Origin of the sequence: Tellurirhabdus rosea, from assembly GCF_026278345.1 — a bacterium.
Lineage (GTDB): Bacteria > Bacteroidota > Bacteroidia > Cytophagales > Spirosomataceae > Tellurirhabdus > Tellurirhabdus rosea.
Window position 1 is genome coordinate 1,672,170 of record NZ_CP111085.1, and the last position, 16,929, is coordinate 1,689,098.

General features: G+C 56.2%; 15 protein-coding genes. 7 read left to right on the forward strand and 8 right to left on the reverse strand.

Annotated elements, in window-relative coordinates:
- Window positions 1–18: 18 nt before the first annotated feature.
- From ORG26_RS06980 to ORG26_RS06990, 3 genes are all read right to left on the reverse strand, one after another.
- Window positions 19–453: a hypothetical protein gene (locus ORG26_RS06980; protein ID WP_266367948.1), complete on the reverse strand. Its 435-nt coding sequence runs from the start codon at window positions 451–453 to the stop codon at window positions 19–21.
- 24 nt (window positions 454–477) lie between these two features.
- Entirely contained in the window at window positions 478–1,941 is a 1,464-nt protein-coding gene (locus ORG26_RS06985) for a hypothetical protein (RefSeq protein ID WP_266367950.1), read from the reverse strand.
- Between the two features lie 62 nt (window positions 1,942–2,003).
- On the reverse strand, window positions 2,004–2,642 hold the full coding sequence (locus tag ORG26_RS06990) for a hypothetical protein (protein WP_266367951.1): 639 nt from the start codon (window positions 2,640–2,642) through the stop codon (window positions 2,004–2,006).
- A gap of 138 nt (window positions 2,643–2,780) precedes the next feature.
- On the opposite strand from ORG26_RS06990, the gene rsmA reads away from it, so the two are divergent.
- The 5 genes from rsmA to ORG26_RS07015 all read left to right on the forward strand — a co-directional run bounded on the left by rsmA (window position 2,781) and on the right by ORG26_RS07015 (window position 7,143).
- Entirely contained in the window at window positions 2,781–3,554 is a 774-nt protein-coding gene (gene rsmA, locus ORG26_RS06995; protein ID WP_266367953.1) for a 16S rRNA (adenine(1518)-N(6)/adenine(1519)-N(6))-dimethyltransferase RsmA, read from the forward strand.
- Between the two features lie 74 nt (window positions 3,555–3,628).
- Window positions 3,629–4,981: a magnesium transporter gene (gene mgtE, locus ORG26_RS07000; RefSeq protein WP_266367955.1), complete on the forward strand. Its 1,353-nt coding sequence runs from the start codon at window positions 3,629–3,631 to the stop codon at window positions 4,979–4,981.
- A gap of 125 nt (window positions 4,982–5,106) precedes the next feature.
- Window positions 5,107–5,559 (forward strand): D-aminoacyl-tRNA deacylase, encoded by a 453-nt coding sequence (gene dtd, locus ORG26_RS07005; RefSeq protein ID WP_266367957.1) that lies wholly within the window; start codon window positions 5,107–5,109, stop codon window positions 5,557–5,559.
- A gap of 117 nt (window positions 5,560–5,676) precedes the next feature.
- The gene (locus ORG26_RS07010; RefSeq protein WP_266367959.1) at window positions 5,677–6,039 is read left to right on the forward strand and encodes a DUF2237 family protein; all 363 of its coding nucleotides are present in this window, start codon (window positions 5,677–5,679) and stop codon (window positions 6,037–6,039) included.
- A 120-nt stretch (window positions 6,040–6,159) separates the two neighbouring features.
- On the forward strand, window positions 6,160–7,143 hold the full coding sequence (locus tag ORG26_RS07015; protein ID WP_266367961.1) for a polysaccharide deacetylase family protein: 984 nt from the start codon (window positions 6,160–6,162) through the stop codon (window positions 7,141–7,143).
- Between the two features lie 124 nt (window positions 7,144–7,267).
- Here the strand turns inward: ORG26_RS07015 and ORG26_RS07020 are convergent, their stop codons facing one another.
- Window positions 7,268–8,017 carry a GLPGLI family protein gene (locus ORG26_RS07020; RefSeq protein ID WP_266367963.1) on the reverse strand — a complete coding sequence of 250 codons (750 nt, stop codon included), beginning with the start codon at window positions 8,015–8,017 and terminating at the stop codon, window positions 7,268–7,270.
- A 28-nt stretch (window positions 8,018–8,045) separates the two neighbouring features.
- On the reverse strand, window positions 8,046–10,904 hold the full coding sequence (locus ORG26_RS07025; RefSeq protein WP_266367964.1) for a TonB-dependent receptor family protein: 2,859 nt from the start codon (window positions 10,902–10,904) through the stop codon (window positions 8,046–8,048).
- Between the two features lie 184 nt (window positions 10,905–11,088).
- Between ORG26_RS07025 and ORG26_RS07030 the strand changes: the two genes are divergently transcribed.
- Window positions 11,089–11,415 carry a nucleotide pyrophosphohydrolase gene (locus tag ORG26_RS07030; RefSeq protein WP_266367967.1) on the forward strand — a complete coding sequence of 109 codons (327 nt, stop codon included), beginning with the start codon at window positions 11,089–11,091 and terminating at the stop codon, window positions 11,413–11,415.
- Window positions 11,416–11,527: 112 nt separating this feature from the next.
- Here the strand turns inward: ORG26_RS07030 and ORG26_RS07035 are convergent, their stop codons facing one another.
- Window positions 11,528–12,892, reverse strand: a complete 1,365-nt coding sequence (locus ORG26_RS07035; RefSeq protein WP_266367969.1) for a M28 family peptidase — start codon at window positions 12,890–12,892, stop codon at window positions 11,528–11,530.
- A 114-nt stretch (window positions 12,893–13,006) separates the two neighbouring features.
- Between ORG26_RS07035 and ORG26_RS07040 the strand changes: the two genes are divergently transcribed.
- Window positions 13,007–14,071: a fatty acid desaturase family protein gene (locus tag ORG26_RS07040; RefSeq protein WP_266367971.1), complete on the forward strand. Its 1,065-nt coding sequence runs from the start codon at window positions 13,007–13,009 to the stop codon at window positions 14,069–14,071.
- A 2-nt stretch (window positions 14,072–14,073) separates the two neighbouring features.
- On the opposite strand, the gene ORG26_RS07045 is transcribed toward ORG26_RS07040, so the two are convergent.
- Window positions 14,074–15,333, reverse strand: a complete 1,260-nt coding sequence (locus tag ORG26_RS07045) for a dipeptidase (protein ID WP_266367973.1) — start codon at window positions 15,331–15,333, stop codon at window positions 14,074–14,076.
- A gap of 133 nt (window positions 15,334–15,466) precedes the next feature.
- Complete coding sequence (locus ORG26_RS07050) at window positions 15,467–16,924, reverse strand: SusD/RagB family nutrient-binding outer membrane lipoprotein (RefSeq protein WP_266367975.1); 1,458 nt, start codon at window positions 16,922–16,924, stop codon at window positions 15,467–15,469.
- Between the last annotated feature and the right edge of the window lie 5 nt (window positions 16,925–16,929).

Below are 16,929 nucleotides of genomic sequence, written 5' to 3' on the forward strand. Positions count from 1 at the left end.
AACCTTAAACCAATTTATCTACTTCGACGGCCAGAGCATCGGCCGGTGTTTGGCGTTGCGGCTGAAACCTTTCATCAGTATCGAAATGAGGAAGAACAGCAGGAACGTCAGCACGGCCATTTCGGCGCTGAAACTGAAGAAAACGGTGCCGCCCTGGTCGAAGAAAAAACCCTGGTCCGGCTCGTCCGGCACCCGTTCGATCTCCTTGTTTGCCATCTGCAGGCAGGTTACCAGCGTAACGACGAACATCAGTCCACCGCTGACCAGCAGCATCGTCAGCCAGTGCCCGAAGCCGCTGAAACTGACCTTATTCAACGGCCATATATAAAAAGCAAAAGCGACCAGAAAGGCGATGGCGATCGCACTCACCGTCAGCGTCGACAATAATTCCTGGGCGTACAAGTCCTCCAGCAGGCCGTTCTCTACGAACAAATCATAAAAATTGTACAGCATTTCTGTGTATTGATGGATTGGTGGTTAATCTTTTAACGTCAGCGTCAGGGCAAAAAACTGCTCCTGCCCCGAGGCATTGTAGGCGCTTTCGACGCCCTGAAGCAGGTTTTGGAGACCAAAGGTGCTTTCGGCATCCGGCCGGGCGTCGTTGCGGGTGCTGGTTTCGGCGACCCAGCGGGGCGGGAAATCGCGTTTCAGCCGGATAACGGCCGTGCGCGTTCCCCGGGCGGGTTTGGAAGCCAGCAGCCAGATTTTGTGCGTGGCGCCGCCGCCCCGGTAGACCTCCACTTTCTCGACCTTGAAATTGTCCTTTCCTGCGATCTCAAACTGGGTTTTATCGGTCATGAACGATTCGGGCAGATTGAGTTTCGACAAATCAACCGCCACCGGAATCCGCAGGGATTTATCGGGAGCCGCTTCCACATCTTCCAGCGTATGGATGCCTTTTTCGTCGCGGTCGGCGCGGGCAAACCGGCCTTTTTTGCCCGGATCATTCAGCAGAACGGAGAAATACGGCTCGGTGGCCGCTTTGTTTCTGGTAAAAAACCAGAAATCATCGTAGCCCGGCAAATCGCGGAAGTCCCGCAGCGTCGCGTACTTTTCGTCCTGCATGAACTGCTGCATGGCGGCGTTTTGGCCGATGAAGCAGAGGTAGTACGGCCGCTCGCCGCGGTGCCGCACCGTGCCGCCCGCCGCCGGGTAATACGGCCCGTCGAAGTCGGATGTGAGCTTGACGACCAGCATGGAATGCGTATTGGCATAATTGCCGAAAACAGTGGTCATCAGCGCTTCCGCCGCATTGAGAGTCTTGTCTACGCTCTGCCCTCTCAGAGTGGGGTCGGAGTAAATCAGGTCGGAAGCCAGCACGGAAATGTCCGAACCGCCGGTCTGCTTGAGGATTTGTGAGAAAATCAGTTCGAAGTCCGTACTCGTGGTCTTGCCTTTGGTTTTGGCGACGTTGAAGATATTCTGCGCTTTTGTAAACTGCGACTGACTCAGCCCCAGCGGATTGACCTCCGTATTGACAACGAATAATTCGGTTTTGTCGGGAGTTACGGCTTCAAACCCGTTGATGACCTGATTCAGCGTCCGTTTGAAGTCGCCGCTCGAACCGGGGGCATCGTAGGGAAACATGCTCCCGCTGGCTTCGAGGTACAGTTTCAGCTCCAGCGACTGGCCCGCCGAGCCTTCCAGCTCAATGACGGGAGGCTTGCCGGTTTCGTTCCGAATGTCGCGGTAGGCTTTGCTCCGCTTCAGGTACGCCAGCAGAGCCGCGTCGCCGCCCTCCGAAAGGCTGGCCGTCGCTTTTTCGTCGGCCAGCTTATCGCCGTTGTCGGTGATGAACTGACGGAGTTCCGCCGCCTCTCTGGCATCAAGTTTCTGATCGGAAAAGCCACTTTCAATTTTGGTATCCAGTTCATCTTTCGGCCCGCTGCAACTGGTCAGCAGGGCGGTTACAGACAGAGTTAAGGCAATTATTCGATTCATTGTGTCTCGCAGACCTCCGGTCTGCCGGGTTGATTCTTTGTTAAACGGACCAGACGTCCGGATTACCTTCGTCGGTAGGGCAGCAGATACGCCGCCACAAACAGGGCCGCCAGCAGGTACAGGTACGTTTCGGAAGCCGTATCGCCTTCAAACCCGTCGCAGCTTTGCATCCAGAAGGCCATCCCGGTACAGAGCACAATGGGCCAGTACAGCAGCCGAACCAGCCAGCGCCGCGTGCCGCTTCCGAAGAGGTACGACGCCAGGGCCAGCATCACGGCCGTCAGGATGCCCCAGAACGACTCCAGCAGGGCGGGCGTCCGGCCTCCCCGGGGCGAGGGTTCGTTGCCCGACAGGGCCAGCGCGATCAGCGCCGCGAGCGCAATCAGCGAGCCCGGCCAGTTCAGCCACCCACCCCGCTGCGCCGGCACTTCCGAAGCCGCGTACGGCTCATACCGCTCCGGCACGACCTCCGCCCTGACCGGAAGCACCTCGTCGGCGGGTACCACCGGGGGATTTGTCAGCGTCACGGGCACAACCGGCGGGCGGCCTTCTTCACTAACGTCTACCTGTATGGTCAGATTATCCGCAACCACCGCGTTTTCCGGCAAATCTTCGCGCCGGAAGTACCGCACCCTGCCCGCTTCGTCGCGCAGCAGGCCGCAGCGGGTCAGTTCATCGTAGTGAATTATCGTTCCCTGCATCCGTTCTGCCGGCTGGTGAAAGCGGGTAAAAGTAGCGAATGGTCAAATAAATCGCTATAAATTGATGATGACCTGAGGATACGACTTATTAATGGTCGCCGGGTCGTACCTTTGTGCACGATTTAATCCCCTGCGCGTATGTCCGTTCGCCCGAAAAAACACCTTGGTCAGCATTTTCTGAAAGATTTGAGCATTGCCCAGCGTATCGCCGGGCTGCTGTCGGGGCATGGCGGCTACCCGAACGTGCTCGAAATCGGCCCCGGCATGGGCGTTCTGACGCAATACCTGCTGCCCGACGGGCGCTTTACGACGCACGTCATTGAAATCGACGCGGAGTCGGTCGTGTACCTGAACGACCATTTTCCGATGCTTCGCGGGCGGATTATTGAAGGCGATTTTCTCAGAAAAAACCTGGCGACGCTGTTTGAAGGGCCGGTGGCCGTGATCGGCAATTTTCCCTATAACATTTCGTCGCAGATTTTCTTTAAAGTGCTGGAGCATCGCCAGCAGGTGCCGGAAGTGGTGTGCATGCTGCAGAAAGAAGTTGCCCAGCGCATCGCTTCGCCGCCGGGCAACAAAGATTACGGCATTCTGAGCGTGCTGCTGCAGGCGTTTTACGACATCAAATACGAATTCACGGTCGATGCGGGCGTGTTCCAGCCGCCGCCGAAAGTGCAGTCGGGCGTTATCAGCCTGCGGCGCAACGGCGTGGAAAAGCTCGACTGCGACGAAAAGAAATTTTTCCAGGTCGTCAAACAGGGGTTCAACAACCGCCGAAAAACCCTCCGCAACGCGCTGAAGCCGCTGGGCCTGCCCGAAGCCATGCAGACCCATCCGCTGCTGGACAAACGGGCCGAGCAGCTGGGCGTGAAGGAGTTTGTGGAATTGACACAATGTATCCACGGGCTTTAGCCCGTGAGGTGAAGCCCGGGAATACGAAAACCTGCTGTCCATGTAGAATCACGGGCTGAAGCCCGTGGATACTTATGACTTTCGAGCTAACCAAAGAATTTTTAGAGCGTATTCAGTCCTCCATCGACGTGCGGGATGCTGCCACCCTGCGGGCGGAGATGGAAGAGTTATACCCCGCCGACATTTCCCGCATTCTGTACGAACTGGATAATGAGTCGGCTCGGTACGTGCTGGGTCTGCTCGACCGCGACATCGGGGCCGAAATTCTGGCCAACCTCGACCCGTCGGACCGCGTTGGCTTTCTGAAAGGCTTTACGTCGGAGGAGTTGGCGCCGTTTATCGAGAACATGGACTCCGACGATGCCGTGGACATACTCAACGAGCAGTCCATCCGGACCCGCGAAGAGGTGATTGCGCTGCTCAAGGACCGCGAACAGGCCCGTTTTATCCTTGATCTGCTCCATTACGACGAAGACGTAGCAGGCGGCCTGATGCAGAAGGAACTCATCAAGATCAACGTCAACCTGACGGTCAACCAGTGCATTGAGGAAATCCGGCAACAGGCAGAAAACGTCGAGAATGTGTACTCGGTCTACGTCGTGGACGACATGGGCAAGCTGCTGGGACGCGTTTCGCTGAAAAAAATTGTGCTCTCGCGGAAGACGGCCAAAATCGCCGACATCTACGAGGACGATATTCATTTTGTGGAAACCTACCGCCCGGCGGCCGAAGTCGCCGAGATCATGCAGCGGTATGACCTGGAAGCCGTGCCGGTCGTCAACGTGCAGGGGCGGCTGCTGGGCCGCATCACCATCGACGATATTCTGGACGTCATTACCGAACAGGCCGAAGAAGACATTCAGGTCATTTCGGGTCTGACGGGCGAAGTGGAAGAAGACGACAACGTCTGGCAGCGGGCCCGGGTGCAGCTGCCGTGGCTCATTGCCGGGGCCTTCGGGAGTCTGCTCGCCGCCACCGTTATCAACGGGTTTCAAAGCGAGCTGGGTAAGATTGCGGCCCTGGCGGCGTTCATACCCATCATTGGCTCGACGGGCGGCAACGTCGGGATTCAGACGTCTTCGCTCATTCTGCAAAGCCTCGCCGACACCTCCGGCCTGACCGCTTCGCTCGGCCAGCGGTTGCTCCGGACCCTGCTGGTCGCGCTCATCAACGGCCTGACGGTGGGCCTCATCGCCGGGCTGTATACGTTCCTGATCGGCGAACCGCGGCTGTTTCTGGTGGTGGCAACTTCGCTGCTGGCCGTGGTGCTGCTGGCCTCATTTATGGGCACCATCACCCCGTTGCTGCTCAACCGGATCGGCATCAACCCCGCCGTGGCGTCGGGGCCGTTCATCACAACGGCCAACGACCTGATCGGCATTGGCGTCTATTTTCTGATTGCCGATTTTCTGTTGTCGGAACTGTGATTTAGCTATTACAAAGGTGAATACATTGGCACGAGGCGGGTTGATTTTCTGGTTTCCAGTATTATGAACTTCTCCACGACAAAATCATTTAATCATAAAAATCAGCTTAATCGCAGTTCAGACAGATGATCGCCGTAATTCAGCGCGTTACCCGTGCTTCCGTCACCATCGAAGGAACCCTCAAAGGCCAGATCCAGACCGGGTTCCTGGTCCTGCTGGGCATCACCCATACCGACACCCGCGAAGACCTCGAATGGCTGAGCAAGAAGATTGTCGGGATGCGCGTTTTCAACGATGCCGAAGGGAAAATGAACCTTGATCTGGCGGCCGTCGGAGGCGATATTCTGCTGATCAGTCAGTTTACGCTGCACGCCAGTACCAAAAAAGGCAACCGCCCCGGCTTTACCGAAGCCGCCCGCCCCGAAACGGCCATTCCGCTGTATGAGCAGATGATCGCCCAGCTCACCGCCGACCTCGGCAAACCCATCCAAACGGGCGAATTCGGCGCGGATATGAAGGTGGAACTGCTCAACGACGGCCCGGTGACGATTGTGATGGATACGAAGAATCGAATTTAACTCCGTTTTCTGTCTTCCGTTTTCTGTTTTACGTCATTTCGCCTGCGTAAAGCCCAATATCATGCCGCACACCTGAGAACTGACAACGGAAAACGGAAAACAGAAAACCATTACCTTATGCCTAACAACGTTCTTGGCCAAACGCTTACCTGCTGCTGCACCAATCCCCTGACGGGATACTTTCGGGACGGGTACTGCCGCACGGACGAATCGGACTCGGGTCGCCATGTCATCTGCGCCATCATGACCCGGTCGTTTCTGCAATTTACCCTTAGCCGGGGCAACGACCTCGTTACGCCCCGGCCGGAGTTCCGCTTTCCGGGCCTGAAACCCGGCGACCGCTGGTGTCTCTGCGCCCTGCGCTGGCGGGAGGCGTTCGAAGCCGGGGTTGCGCCGCCGGTCCTGCTTTCCTGTACGCATGAACGTGCCCTCCAATACGTTACGTTAGAAATGCTGGGGGCGATGGCTTTTGAAGAATGAAACCGTTCTGAACCGCGCGGCGGACCGTCGGCATTTTACCGCTTAGGCGTTATTCTGTGATTATTCGATCAGGACGGAGCATCATCATCAATCCCTTAATCCGTGTAATCCCGGTCCAAGATGAAGTCCGTTCTCCTTCTCTCCTTCCTCCTGCTTTCGGCTACCCTGAAAGCCCAGACCTATGCCGAGCGCCTCGGCTTTCCGAAAGGCAAAAAAGTGGTTATCCTGCACGTCGACGATGCCGGCATGAGCTACGAAGCCAATCAGGGCACGCTTAAATCCATGCAAAACGGCATTGCCACCTCCACCAGCGTCATGATGCCCTGCGCCTGGGTGCCGCAGTTTATGGAACAGGTGCAGAAAAATCCGTCTCTCGATGTGGGCGTTCACCTGACCATGACTTCGGAATGGAATCCTTACCGCTGGTTTCCGCTCGTGGGCAAAGACAAGGCACCGGGCCTGTACGACGAGCAGGGTGGTTTCTGGCACTCGGTAGCCCAGGTGGTGGAGCACGCTAAACCGGACGAAGTGGAGGCCGAAATGCGGGCGCAGATTGCCCGTTACCGGCAGTTTGGCGTTCAGCCCACGCACCTGGATTCGCATATGGGCACGCTGTTTGAGATGCCGTTTCTGCCGCGCTACGTGAAAGTCGGCATAGAAGAAAAGATTCCGATTCTGTTTCCCGGCGGCCACGCCACGCTCATCAGCAGCATCAACCGCGTCCCGGAAGCCCTGCGGCCCATGCTCAAACAGATTGGTGAGCAGTTATGGAATGCCGGACTGCCCGTGCTCGACGACCTCGACGGCACCAGCTACAGCTGGAAAATGCCCGCCGGAACGCCCGTGACAGACGAAAGCCTTCAGAAATTCAAGACCCAGAAATTCATCGAACTGCTGCAATCCTGCAAGCCGGGCATCACCTACATCATCATGCACAGCGCCGACGCCGGGGCGCATTTCGACCAGATCAGCAACTCCGGTCAGACCCGCCGCGGCGACATGCTCGCCATGCTCGACCCCGCCCTCAAAGCCTATATTCAGAAAGAAGGCATCATCCTGACCACCTGGCGCGAGCTGAGCGAGCGGCGGAAGAAAGTACAATGATTGAATGATTGAATTTTGAATGATTGAATTTTGAATGGTTGAATGACTGAATGGCTGAATAGCTCCACCTCAATTCAAAAGCTGCGGAGCCAATCAATCATTCAACCATTCAAAATTCAGCCATTCAATACTGTATCGCCCAGTACGGGTTTCGCTGGGCCTTGATGCTGTCGCGGATGTGGTCGGTGAGGAGTTTTTCGTAGTCGGCGTCCTTGATTTTTTTGCCCTTCAGTTTGGGCAGGGTCAGGTCCTTCTTCACGTCTTTGAATTCGACGTTCAGGGCGGTGATCACGACATCCCCGTCATTGATGTCCAGTTCCATGATCAGGCCGGGCAGGCCGTAATAGCGCTCCGGACCAGCCGGAATCGTCAGGTCGTTGGCAAACCAGGCCGTAATTTTCTGGTTTTTGACCGGATCAAACGTTTCGGCCTTCATGCAGACATACCCGGCTATGTCTTTCAACTGATTCAGGATTTTCCACTTCGGCGTGCGCAGCGAATCCTCGATAATGTAGGTTTTGCCGAGCATTTCATGGATTTCCGTTTTCTTTTCCTGGGCGTAATTCCGCTGAATGAGGTAGTCGGTCTGTCGCCACGACCACTGGCCGTCTTCCGACTGCCCGGATTCGCTCAGGTAGGTGTACACGCTCTGGTTTGGATCGAAGGCCAGCTTCATTTTGGTCTTGCCGCCTTCGTCGCGGCTGCCCCAGGTCATCGTGACGCGGTCTTTCTCTTCCTTGCTCAGGTACGGGAGTCGCTGGATGATTTTAGCCCAGTACTCGACCCGCTGGTAGGTCACCAGCCCCTGGCTTTTATCCTGTCCGTGAGCCGCTGCCCCCAGCAGCAGTCCCACGGCGATCAACCAATGTTTCATCTTGATTTCTGCTTTAAAGTCCGTTTAATCACCAGCCGCTCCGACGCATCTGGGCTTTCACGCCCCGAAGGTTATAGGTAAAGCTCAGCATGAAATAGCGCGAAAGGGTCTGTACGCTTTCCCGCACCGAGAAGTTCTGGGACGCATACTGGTTCACGCCCAGATTCCGCTTAAACACATCGTAGACCGAGAACCGCAGTTCGCCCCGGTTGTCTTTCAGGAAAATCTTGTAGACCGACAGGTTCAGAATGGGGATCCGCTGGTCAAAGCCAAACTGCGGGTTGCTGTTGCGGTAAATCTGGTAGTTGAAGTTGCTGTTGAAATACAGGTCTTTCGGCAATTTCAGGTTTAGCTCGCCGCCGTAACGGTCGTTGTAGAAGTCCTGGTCCTGCGTCTTGTTGATCGAATACCGGACGTTGTTGATGTTCCAGTTGGCGTTGGCGTAGAACGTCAGCCAGTCTACCGGCGTCAGATCGAGCCGGGTGCCAAAGTTGTAGTTGCTGGAGGTCGTCTCGTTTTTCACGGCGTTCACAAACACCGGATTCTCGCCCCAGTTCAGCGATGAGTTCAGGTTGAGGGTCGCCTTGGTCTTCTTGAGCGGAAACCCAAAGTTCAGGTACGTCCCGAAACTCTGACCGCCGGAAATGTTCCCCGGCCGGGTCAGCGTCACCAGCGTTTGCGGATTGATGATCTGGTTGTAAACGAGCTGGTTAACGTTGTAGCCGTAGTTGATATTGGCAAAAAAGTTGATAAAGTTCGCCGGATTGAACATGCTGAATCCGCTCGAAACCCGGTGGGTCAGCTGCGGCAGCAGGTCCGGGTTGCCTTCGCGCAGATAACGGGGGTTGCTGTTGTCGAGAAACGGCTGCAAATCCCGGGAAGACGGCATCCGGACATCAACCGTGTAGTCCATGTACAGCCAGCGGTTGTTTTTCAGGTCGTAATTGAAACCGACATTCGGGACGATGGTCGTGAAGGTACGGCCCACGGTCCGGAAATTGGTCGAACTCTGGTCCGGCGCAAACCGTCCGTCCAGCGTAAACTGCTGCCCGGCCGCCCCTACCGACACGTTCATGCCCTTGTACGTGTAGCGCAGGCCGGTTCCTACCCGGTGGTACAGGTAGTCATTGACATAGTACTGGCTCAGGGTGTCGTTGCGGACCGGAATATCGCTCGCCCGGATATCTTTCACATCCCGGTCTACGCGGTCGTAGCGAATGCTGAAGTTGTAAAACGACTCCCAGAAGACTTTGCTGGAAAGCGGTTCGACGTAGAGCAAACCGGCTTTAAGCTGGCTCTGGCGGCTATCGGTCTCCGTGGTCTGGTTCTGATTCAGCAGGCGTTCGCCGGTATTGACGCCGACAAACTGGCTTTTGGCAAACTGCCCGCCGTCGCCATGCGTATCGTTGAAGCTGTAGCTGAGACTGGCGGCGAAGTTCCGGCCTTTCTTCTTGAATTTATGGCGGAAAATCAGCGTGTTGATAAACGCCAGCGAGTTGAAGTCATTGCGGTTGCTGACGTCGGTGGTGCTCGTCAGGGTGTCGCTCCGCAAAAAATCCTGCCGGCTGCTGTAGCGTTCAATGCCGTCGCCGAAGCGCCCGTTGGCCAGAAAAATGAGCGTGTTGAGCGAATCCAGATTTTTCTCCAGGCGGAACGTCAGGCGGTGATTGCGGTTAAACGAGGACCGCAGGTTATCATCGTTCGTTGTGAATGAACTGTTATCCGGCAGAATTGTCTTGCGTTCGCTTTCGGCATCCAGAATCTGGCGGTTCTGGTTGTAGTAATAATTCCCGCTGACTTTCGTCTTTTTGGTGTCGTAATTGTAGTTGCTGCCGCCCGCCAGGTTGCTGGAGAAGCCTCTTCCGCGGTTCCCGGAAGTAGGAATGGAAAAGCTGTTGTTATCGTCCCCGTCCGAGAAGATAATAAACCGCCCGCCATTGCTGAAGCCAAACTCCGGATCATCCGACCAGTTGAACGACTGGCTGCCGCGAAAATCCTGATAATCATCCCACGAAAGGCCGGTCTGGTTGGTGTTGTTGCCCAGTCCGACGATCGAAAACTGTTCTTTTTTATTGAATCGGTTGTAACTGCCTTTGGCTTCTGCTCTGGGTGCGTTGGCCGACCCTTCTACCTTCGACATGGGTCCCGCCCCGGCCGTCAGTTTCCCGAAACCGCCTTTTTTGAAGCTTTCCTTCAATTCGAGGTTGATGGTTTTTTCTTTTTTGCCATCGTCAATGCCCGTCAGTTTGGCCTGTTCGGTTCGGTCGTTAAACACCTGAACTTTGGTCAGGGCCTCGGCCGGGAGGTTTTTGGTTGCCTGTTTGGGGTCGGTGCCGAAAAACTGTTTGCCGTCGACGGTCACCTTCCGTACATCCTGACCCTGGGCCTTGATGTTGCCGTCCTGATCGACCTGCACGCCGGGGAGCTTCCGCAGCAGTTCCTCGACCGTAGCCCCGGGCGGCACCTTGAACGAACTGACGTTGTATTCGATCGTGTCGCCTTTGATCATCAGCGGAGCCTTAGCGGTCTTGATGACCACTTCAAACAGTTCCTTGGTGATGGGCTTCATTTTCAGCGTTCCCAGATCGAGAACGGCATCCTCGCCTGTAGTCACTTCCTGCTGGAACGGGATGTAGCCGACGAAAGACATTTTGAGGAGGTAGGTCCCTTTTTTGACGTTTTTGAACTCAAACGCGCCCTTGCTGTTGGAGCGTCCGTAGTTGATCAGCGTAGAATCTTTGGGCGTGAGGAGCATGACGGTCGCCTCGGAGAGGGCAGCACCGGCCGAATCGGCAGCGGTCCCCCGGATGGTCACACGGGCGGGGGCCTGCGCCAGAGCCGCCTGCCATCCGACAATGGCAAGCAGCAACAGGAAAAGGTTTCGCATAGGGTTAAGAATGGTAGAACTTTGGCAGTTAGGGATAGAGTATGGATTTTGGAAAGGAATTAACTGTAATAGACACGAATGAACTAAAAAATTAGTTTAAGCGGCGCAAGGCATTTATTGAACGGTAAACGAAAGAGGCTAACTTGCGCCCAATCGTTGCAACGTTCACAAAATTTAACATTTAATGACTTTACAGGAAGCACAGAAAACCGTGGACGACTGGATCAAAACTATCGGCGTTCGCTACTTTAACGAACTGACCAACATGGCGATTCTGACGGAGGAAGTGGGCGAACTGGCCCGAATCATGGCCCGCCGCTACGGCGAACAATCGGAGAAGGAGTCGGATAAAAACCGGGATCTGGGCGACGAAATGGCCGATGTGCTCTGGGTCCTGATCTGCCTGGCCAACCAGACCGGCGTCGACCTGACCGAAGCTTTCCGGAAAAATATGGAAAAGAAAACGCAGCGCGACGCCACGCGGCATAAGGAGAATGAGAAACTGTCTTGAACCGCGCGGCGGACCGTCGGGTTTACGCTGATTTTAATGATTAACTGTGATTTTTATTGAGGCGCAGCTTAATCATGTAAATTATTAAAATCAGCGTAAATCAGAGTTCAGACTACAATCCGTACTTGTCCACCAGGTACATCACCGCGGCCATGCTGGCGGCGCCGAGTTCGAGTTCGCGCTTGCTAACGGCCTCGAAGCGGTCGGCGGCCGTGTGGTGGTAATCAAAATAGCGCTGCGAATCGGGCTTGAAACCGAACAGCACCGTACCAGACTGGGCCAGCGGGCCGATGTCCGCCCCACCGCCGCCGGGACCGATTTCGTGCAGCCCGTAAGGTGCCAGTAACTCTTTCCATTGCAGGACTTTCGCCTTCTGTTCGGGCGTCCCGACCAGTCCGAAGCCGCGGGGCGTGAATCCGCCGTTGTCCGATTCAATAGCGGCAATATGCTTTTCGTTGTTCTTTTTGGCGTAATCGGCGTAACCAATCCCGCCCTTGAGCCCGTTTTCTTCGTTCATGAACATAACGGCACGCAGCGTCCGCTTAGGCTTGTACCCCAGCTGCTTCAGCACCCGCAGCACTTCGATGGACTGGACGCAGCCCGCCCCGTCATCGTGCGCCCCTTCGCCCAGGTCCCAGGAATCCAGATGGCCGCCGACCACGATGATTTCGTCGGGACGCTCGGTGCCCCGGATTTCAGCCACCACGTTATAGGATTTAGCATCGGGCAGCGTTTCGCAGTTCTGTTTGAAATAGAAGGTAAGATTCGGGTTCTGCTTCAGCAGGGCACTCAGTTTGTCGGCTCCGTTGGTACTGATGGCGGCCGCCGGAATCAGGGGAACACCCGGCCCGTACCGCAGGGAACCCGTGTGCGGAAAATCATCGGGGTTGGACGCCATCGACCTGACGATGGTCCCGACGGCCCCGAACTTGGCGGCGAAGGTGGCCCCGCCGGCGCGCTGGTCAACGGCCCCGCCGTACGCTTCGAACGTATTCAGTTTGGTGGGGTCCATCGGGCGGTTGAAAAAGACAATTTTGCCTTTGATCCGCCCAGCGCCCAGTTCGTCGAGTTCCTTCAGGCTTTTCACCTCCACGACCTGCGCCTCGATGCCCTTGGAAGGCGTGGCGACGGAGCCGCCGAGCGCGGCAATGGGTACCGTAATCCGGTCTTTACCAGACTTGATGTACGCCTCTTCCTTTGCGCCGCGGACCCAGTGCGGCACCATCACTTCCTGCAGGAAAACGCGGTCGAAGCCCTGCTTTTCCATCAGGTCTTTCGACCAGTCGACGGCCTTCTGCGCCCCGGCCGAGCCGCTCAGGCGCGGTCCGATCTGTTTGGTCAGCTGACGAAGCCATTCGTAGGATTGTCCCCGGGCGAGGGTTTCGTTGTAAATGTTCCGGATGAAGACGGAATCGGGAGTTTGCGCCGTAACGGTGGTACTAGCCAGCAACGCACTCAGGTACACTATTTTTCTCATACGGTAAAAAAAGCAAATAAAATCAGGTTTTTCGTAGCAAAACACCTTGATTTGATTATTTCCGGCGTTCTTACTACTTCTTAGTAGAACAAAAGCAGAAGTAACCTGACCTCTATGCGTGTATTAACTGCCATCCACGACCCCGTTTTTGTCCCCCGCCTTTACTCCCGGTTCGACCAGTTTTTACTCCGCTTCATCAAGGACGAGCGCGACCTGCCGTTTGTTCACCTTTGCCTTCGGATCACGCTGACCCTGATTCCGCTCAGCATCCTGCTTTATATGCCGTTCGTGACGGGCTGGGTCTGGTGGGCCGTGGCGGGCGTTCATTTCTTTCTGAACAATGTGGCGTTCAAAGGACCGTACGGGCTGATGCTGCACTGTACCTGCCACCGGCCGCTTTTCCGGAAAGAATACGACTTTATGAACAACTACATTCCGTGGGTGCTGGCGCCTTTTTTCGGACAAACGCCGGAGACGTATTTCAGCCACCACATCGGCATGCACCATGCCGAAAACAACCAGGAAGACGACGACAGCAGCACCATGGCGTACCGGCGGGACAGCCTTCGCGGCTTTCTGCGGTATTTTCTGGATTTTCTGCTGACGGGTCTGCACGGTCTGATGAGCTACCTGAACCGCAAAAAACGGCGCAAGCTGGCGACCAAAGCCTTTGTCGGAGAGATCACCTTTTTTACCGTCTGCCTCATCCTGGCCTTTGTCAACTGGCAGGCAACCGTGGCGGTGTTCATCCTGCCGTTCTTTATTTTCCGGTTTGTGACCATGCTCGGCAACTGGACCCAGCACGCGTTTATCGACCCGACGGACCCCGGCAATCCGTACAAAAACAGCATTACGTGCATCAACGTCAAGTACAACCGCAAGTGCTGGAACGACGGTTACCACATCAGCCACCACGAACGCCCGGCCATGCACTGGACCGAGCATCCGGCGTATTTCCAGAAAACGCTGCCCAAATACGTAGCCAACAAAGCGCTGATCTTCGACGGCATCGGTTATCCAACCGTGTTTTTCTGCCTGATGACCAAAAAATACGACGTGCTGGCCAGGCACGTCGTTAATCTGGATGGGACTTTTGCGAACGAGCAGGAGATCGTCCGCCTGTTGCAGCAACGGACGCAACCGGTCCGTCAGGCGCAAAGCCAGCCCGCTTTTGCCTGACGTTATCGTCCAATCTGCTCCGGGGTGGCTCCTTTTTCCACGGCTTTCATGACCCGGAAAAAGTTGCCGCTCCAGATTTTTTCGATGTCTTTTTTGGAATAACCGCGCCGCACAAATTCGACCGTGAAGGCTTCGTACTGGCTCACGTCGAAGCAGTCGGCCAGGGCCCCGCCCCCGTCGAAATCGGCGCCCATGCCCACATGGTCGATGCCGATGACTTTGACGATGTGGTCGATGTGGTCCACGGCATCTTTCACGGTTGCCAGCTGCACCGGGTAGGCTTTGTTCAGTTCCATAAACTCGGCCCGGGCTTTTTTCTGCTCCTCTTCGGGCAAACTGGCCATGCCCATGCGACTTTTAAGGCCGTATTTCTTCATCAGCGCATCCAGGGCCGCCGTCCGTTCGGGGCTGGCCGGGATAGTCTTCACGTAATCGCTCAACAGGTTCAGCTGGATGACGCCGCCGTTTCGGGCCAGCGCTTTCAGCATGTCGTCGGTCAGGTTGCGCGGATGGTTGCAGATGGCCCGCGCCCCGGAATGCGTCGCCACGACGGGCACCCGGGACAGACGGATAACGTCGTAGAAGGTGGAGTCTGACACGTGCGAGAGGTCGATGATCATTCCCAGCCGGTTCATTTCGGCCACCACCTGTTCGCCGAGCGGGCTCAAGCCCTGGTACTCCGCCCCTTTCGGATCGGTCGAGGAATCACAAATGTCGTTGTTGCTCGAATGGCAGAGGGTCATGTACCGGGCGCCGAGGTCGTAGAACTTCTTCAGAATCGACAGGTCGTGGCCCATCGGGTAGCCGTTTTCGACCCCGATGAAGATGGCCCGTTTGCCGGTTTTGCCGATGCGGTAGGCGTCTTCCGGGGTGGTCGCGAGTTCGGCTTCGCCCGTGGTCGCTTTCAGGCTTGAATGAACCGCGTCAAAAATCCCGAACGCTTTCTTTTTCGCCGTCGCGTGGCCTTCTTCCGTCCGGGGACCCTGCCCCAGATAAACGGCAAAAAAGATGGCGTCGAGACCCCCCTTGCGCATCCGCGGGTAGTCTACCTTGCTGTTCGTCCGGTACGGGTCGTTGTCCTGGGTTATGTCGAAACCGCCGCGGGAGAGCAGCATCGGCGTATCGGCGTGCGTATCCAGCGTAAAGGCTTTTTCGTGAATCTTGCGGGCTTTTTTCAGAAGTGCACTGTCGTCCTGTGCGGTTGCGGGCAGAAAGCCGGCTGCCAGACAGGCCAGTAAAGTGGATTGGAGAAGGTTTTTCATGGGAAAGGGATTTGTGACCCAAACACAAAGTTACCCGGAGGCAGGTACAGAATTTCACGGCGTTTAAAAATAACCATACGAACACGGTGAGACTCTGCACTTTCCTCCGGGCAACCCGGTGGTTAGGTCAATTTTATTTAGCAAACCACAGCTTCATCTTCATGTCGTTGGCCCCGCCCTGCCGGGTCAGTGCTTCCTTGAAGTTGGTGTAATTGAGCGATTCCTCCGAACCCGGATACGGCAGGCGCGTCGGGATGACCCCGCCGTTGACGTTGATGACCGACGGTTTCAGGGCCGGGATGCCCGTGCGGCGGAACTCCGTCCACGCTTCGACACCCTGCCCGTACAGCGCGATCCACTTCTGCTCCATGATCTGGGTGTACCCTTCCGCCCCGGCTTTGAGGGCGTTGGCCGCCAGGTACTCGGCGGTGGGCGTCAGTTTGTACTGGCTGTGCGAGGCCGCTATGCCGCTACTGTAGTTGGCCGCCGCCGTTCCCGCCGCGCTGATGCCTTTGTAGGCCAGTTCGGCTTTGATGAACTGCAATTCGGCAAAGCTAATGAGTACGCCCGGAGCCGTCGCCGAAGTGAAAAACGTCCCGACTTTCGAGGTTTTGGACAGACCGAGTGCGTTGGCATCCGCATTGGACAGACCGTTGGGAACGCCTTTGTAATCGCCCCCGTCGGCGGGCCGGTCGGCGTAAACGGCCAGACGGGCGTCGCTCATCGCTTTCAGTTTGTTCACAAGGGTGGCGCTGACGCGGTGGTCGTCGCGGGTTTTGCGGTTCTGGTTAATCGGATTGTTGTTGTTCGTCGCGTCCAGGTAATTCAGCTGCACGTTATCGGCCACCGATTCCAGCACCGGGTATTTGGTCGGGTCGCTCAGGATGCGGTTGATTTCCGCCTTCGCGTCGAGGGGCGAATCGGCTTTGTCGAGCATCCGGTTCAGCAGGCGCAGGCTCAGCGTATTGGCAAATTTCTTCCAGCGCAGCAGGTTGTTGCCCAGCATGATATCGCCCGCAATGGCTTTGCTTTTGTCGGCCACGTCGATCATGTCGTTGGCCGCTTTCAGTTCTTTGATGATGGCCGCGTACACGTCTTTCTGCGCATCGTACTTCGGCTGGAGCTTACCTTCCAGGCCCTGAATGGCATCGGTGTACGGGATATCGCCGTAAATGTCGGTCATCAGCGAGAACACCCACGAGCGCATAATCATGGCAACGGCCTGGTAGTTCGGATTCTTAACATCTGTACCCAGTTTATAAATGCGCTGGTAATCCCCCAGCGACTCCGTGTAGAACGTCTGCCAGGCCCCGCTGTAAATATCACTGCTGATCGAATACTGATCGACATCCGTGTACTGAATCCGCGCCCAGTACTGCGAAATCAGGTCCCCGATATCCATCCCCAGCGAACCGCCCCAATAGGCGTCGACGGCGCTCTGGATGCCGTGCGGCAGGAACAGGTCCGCCGTGGCTACGGAAGGTGAGTTGGGATTGGTATTGATCTGGTCAAAGTCACTCGTACAGGCCGACACGCCCAGCAGGCAGGCCGCCAGCACGGCTTTATTGCGGAAAATAGAGATGAATTTCATGGGAG

Bases quoted from the DNA above. Each gene is read 5' to 3' on its own strand.
- ORG26_RS07045 (WP_266367973.1), bottom strand. From the start codon at position 15,333: ATGAAAAACCTTCTCCAATCCACTTTACTGGCCTGTCTGGCAGCCGGC.
- dtd (WP_266367957.1), top strand. From the start codon at position 5,107: ATGATCGCCGTAATTCAGCGCGTTACCCGTGCTTCCGTCACCATCGAA.
- ORG26_RS06985 (WP_266367950.1), bottom strand. From the start codon at position 1,941: ATGAATCGAATAATTGCCTTAACTCTGTCTGTAACCGCCCTGCTGACC.
- ORG26_RS07040 (WP_266367971.1), top strand. From the start codon at position 13,007: ATGCGTGTATTAACTGCCATCCACGACCCCGTTTTTGTCCCCCGCCTT.
- ORG26_RS06980 (WP_266367948.1), bottom strand. From the start codon at position 453: ATGCTGTACAATTTTTATGATTTGTTCGTAGAGAACGGCCTGCTGGAG.
- ORG26_RS07030 (WP_266367967.1), top strand. From the start codon at position 11,089: ATGACTTTACAGGAAGCACAGAAAACCGTGGACGACTGGATCAAAACT.
- ORG26_RS06990 (WP_266367951.1), bottom strand. From the start codon at position 2,642: ATGCAGGGAACGATAATTCACTACGATGAACTGACCCGCTGCGGCCTG.
- ORG26_RS07025 (WP_266367964.1), bottom strand. From the start codon at position 10,904: ATGCGAAACCTTTTCCTGTTGCTGCTTGCCATTGTCGGATGGCAGGCG.
- ORG26_RS07020 (WP_266367963.1), bottom strand. From the start codon at position 8,017: ATGAAACATTGGTTGATCGCCGTGGGACTGCTGCTGGGGGCAGCGGCT.
- ORG26_RS07050 (WP_266367975.1), bottom strand. From the start codon at position 16,924: ATGAAATTCATCTCTATTTTCCGCAATAAAGCCGTGCTGGCGGCCTGC.
- rsmA (WP_266367953.1), top strand. From the start codon at position 2,781: ATGTCCGTTCGCCCGAAAAAACACCTTGGTCAGCATTTTCTGAAAGAT.
- mgtE (WP_266367955.1), top strand. From the start codon at position 3,629: ATGACTTTCGAGCTAACCAAAGAATTTTTAGAGCGTATTCAGTCCTCC.
- ORG26_RS07015 (WP_266367961.1), top strand. From the start codon at position 6,160: ATGAAGTCCGTTCTCCTTCTCTCCTTCCTCCTGCTTTCGGCTACCCTG.
- ORG26_RS07010 (WP_266367959.1), top strand. From the start codon at position 5,677: ATGCCTAACAACGTTCTTGGCCAAACGCTTACCTGCTGCTGCACCAAT.
- ORG26_RS07035 (WP_266367969.1), bottom strand. From the start codon at position 12,892: ATGAGAAAAATAGTGTACCTGAGTGCGTTGCTGGCTAGTACCACCGTT.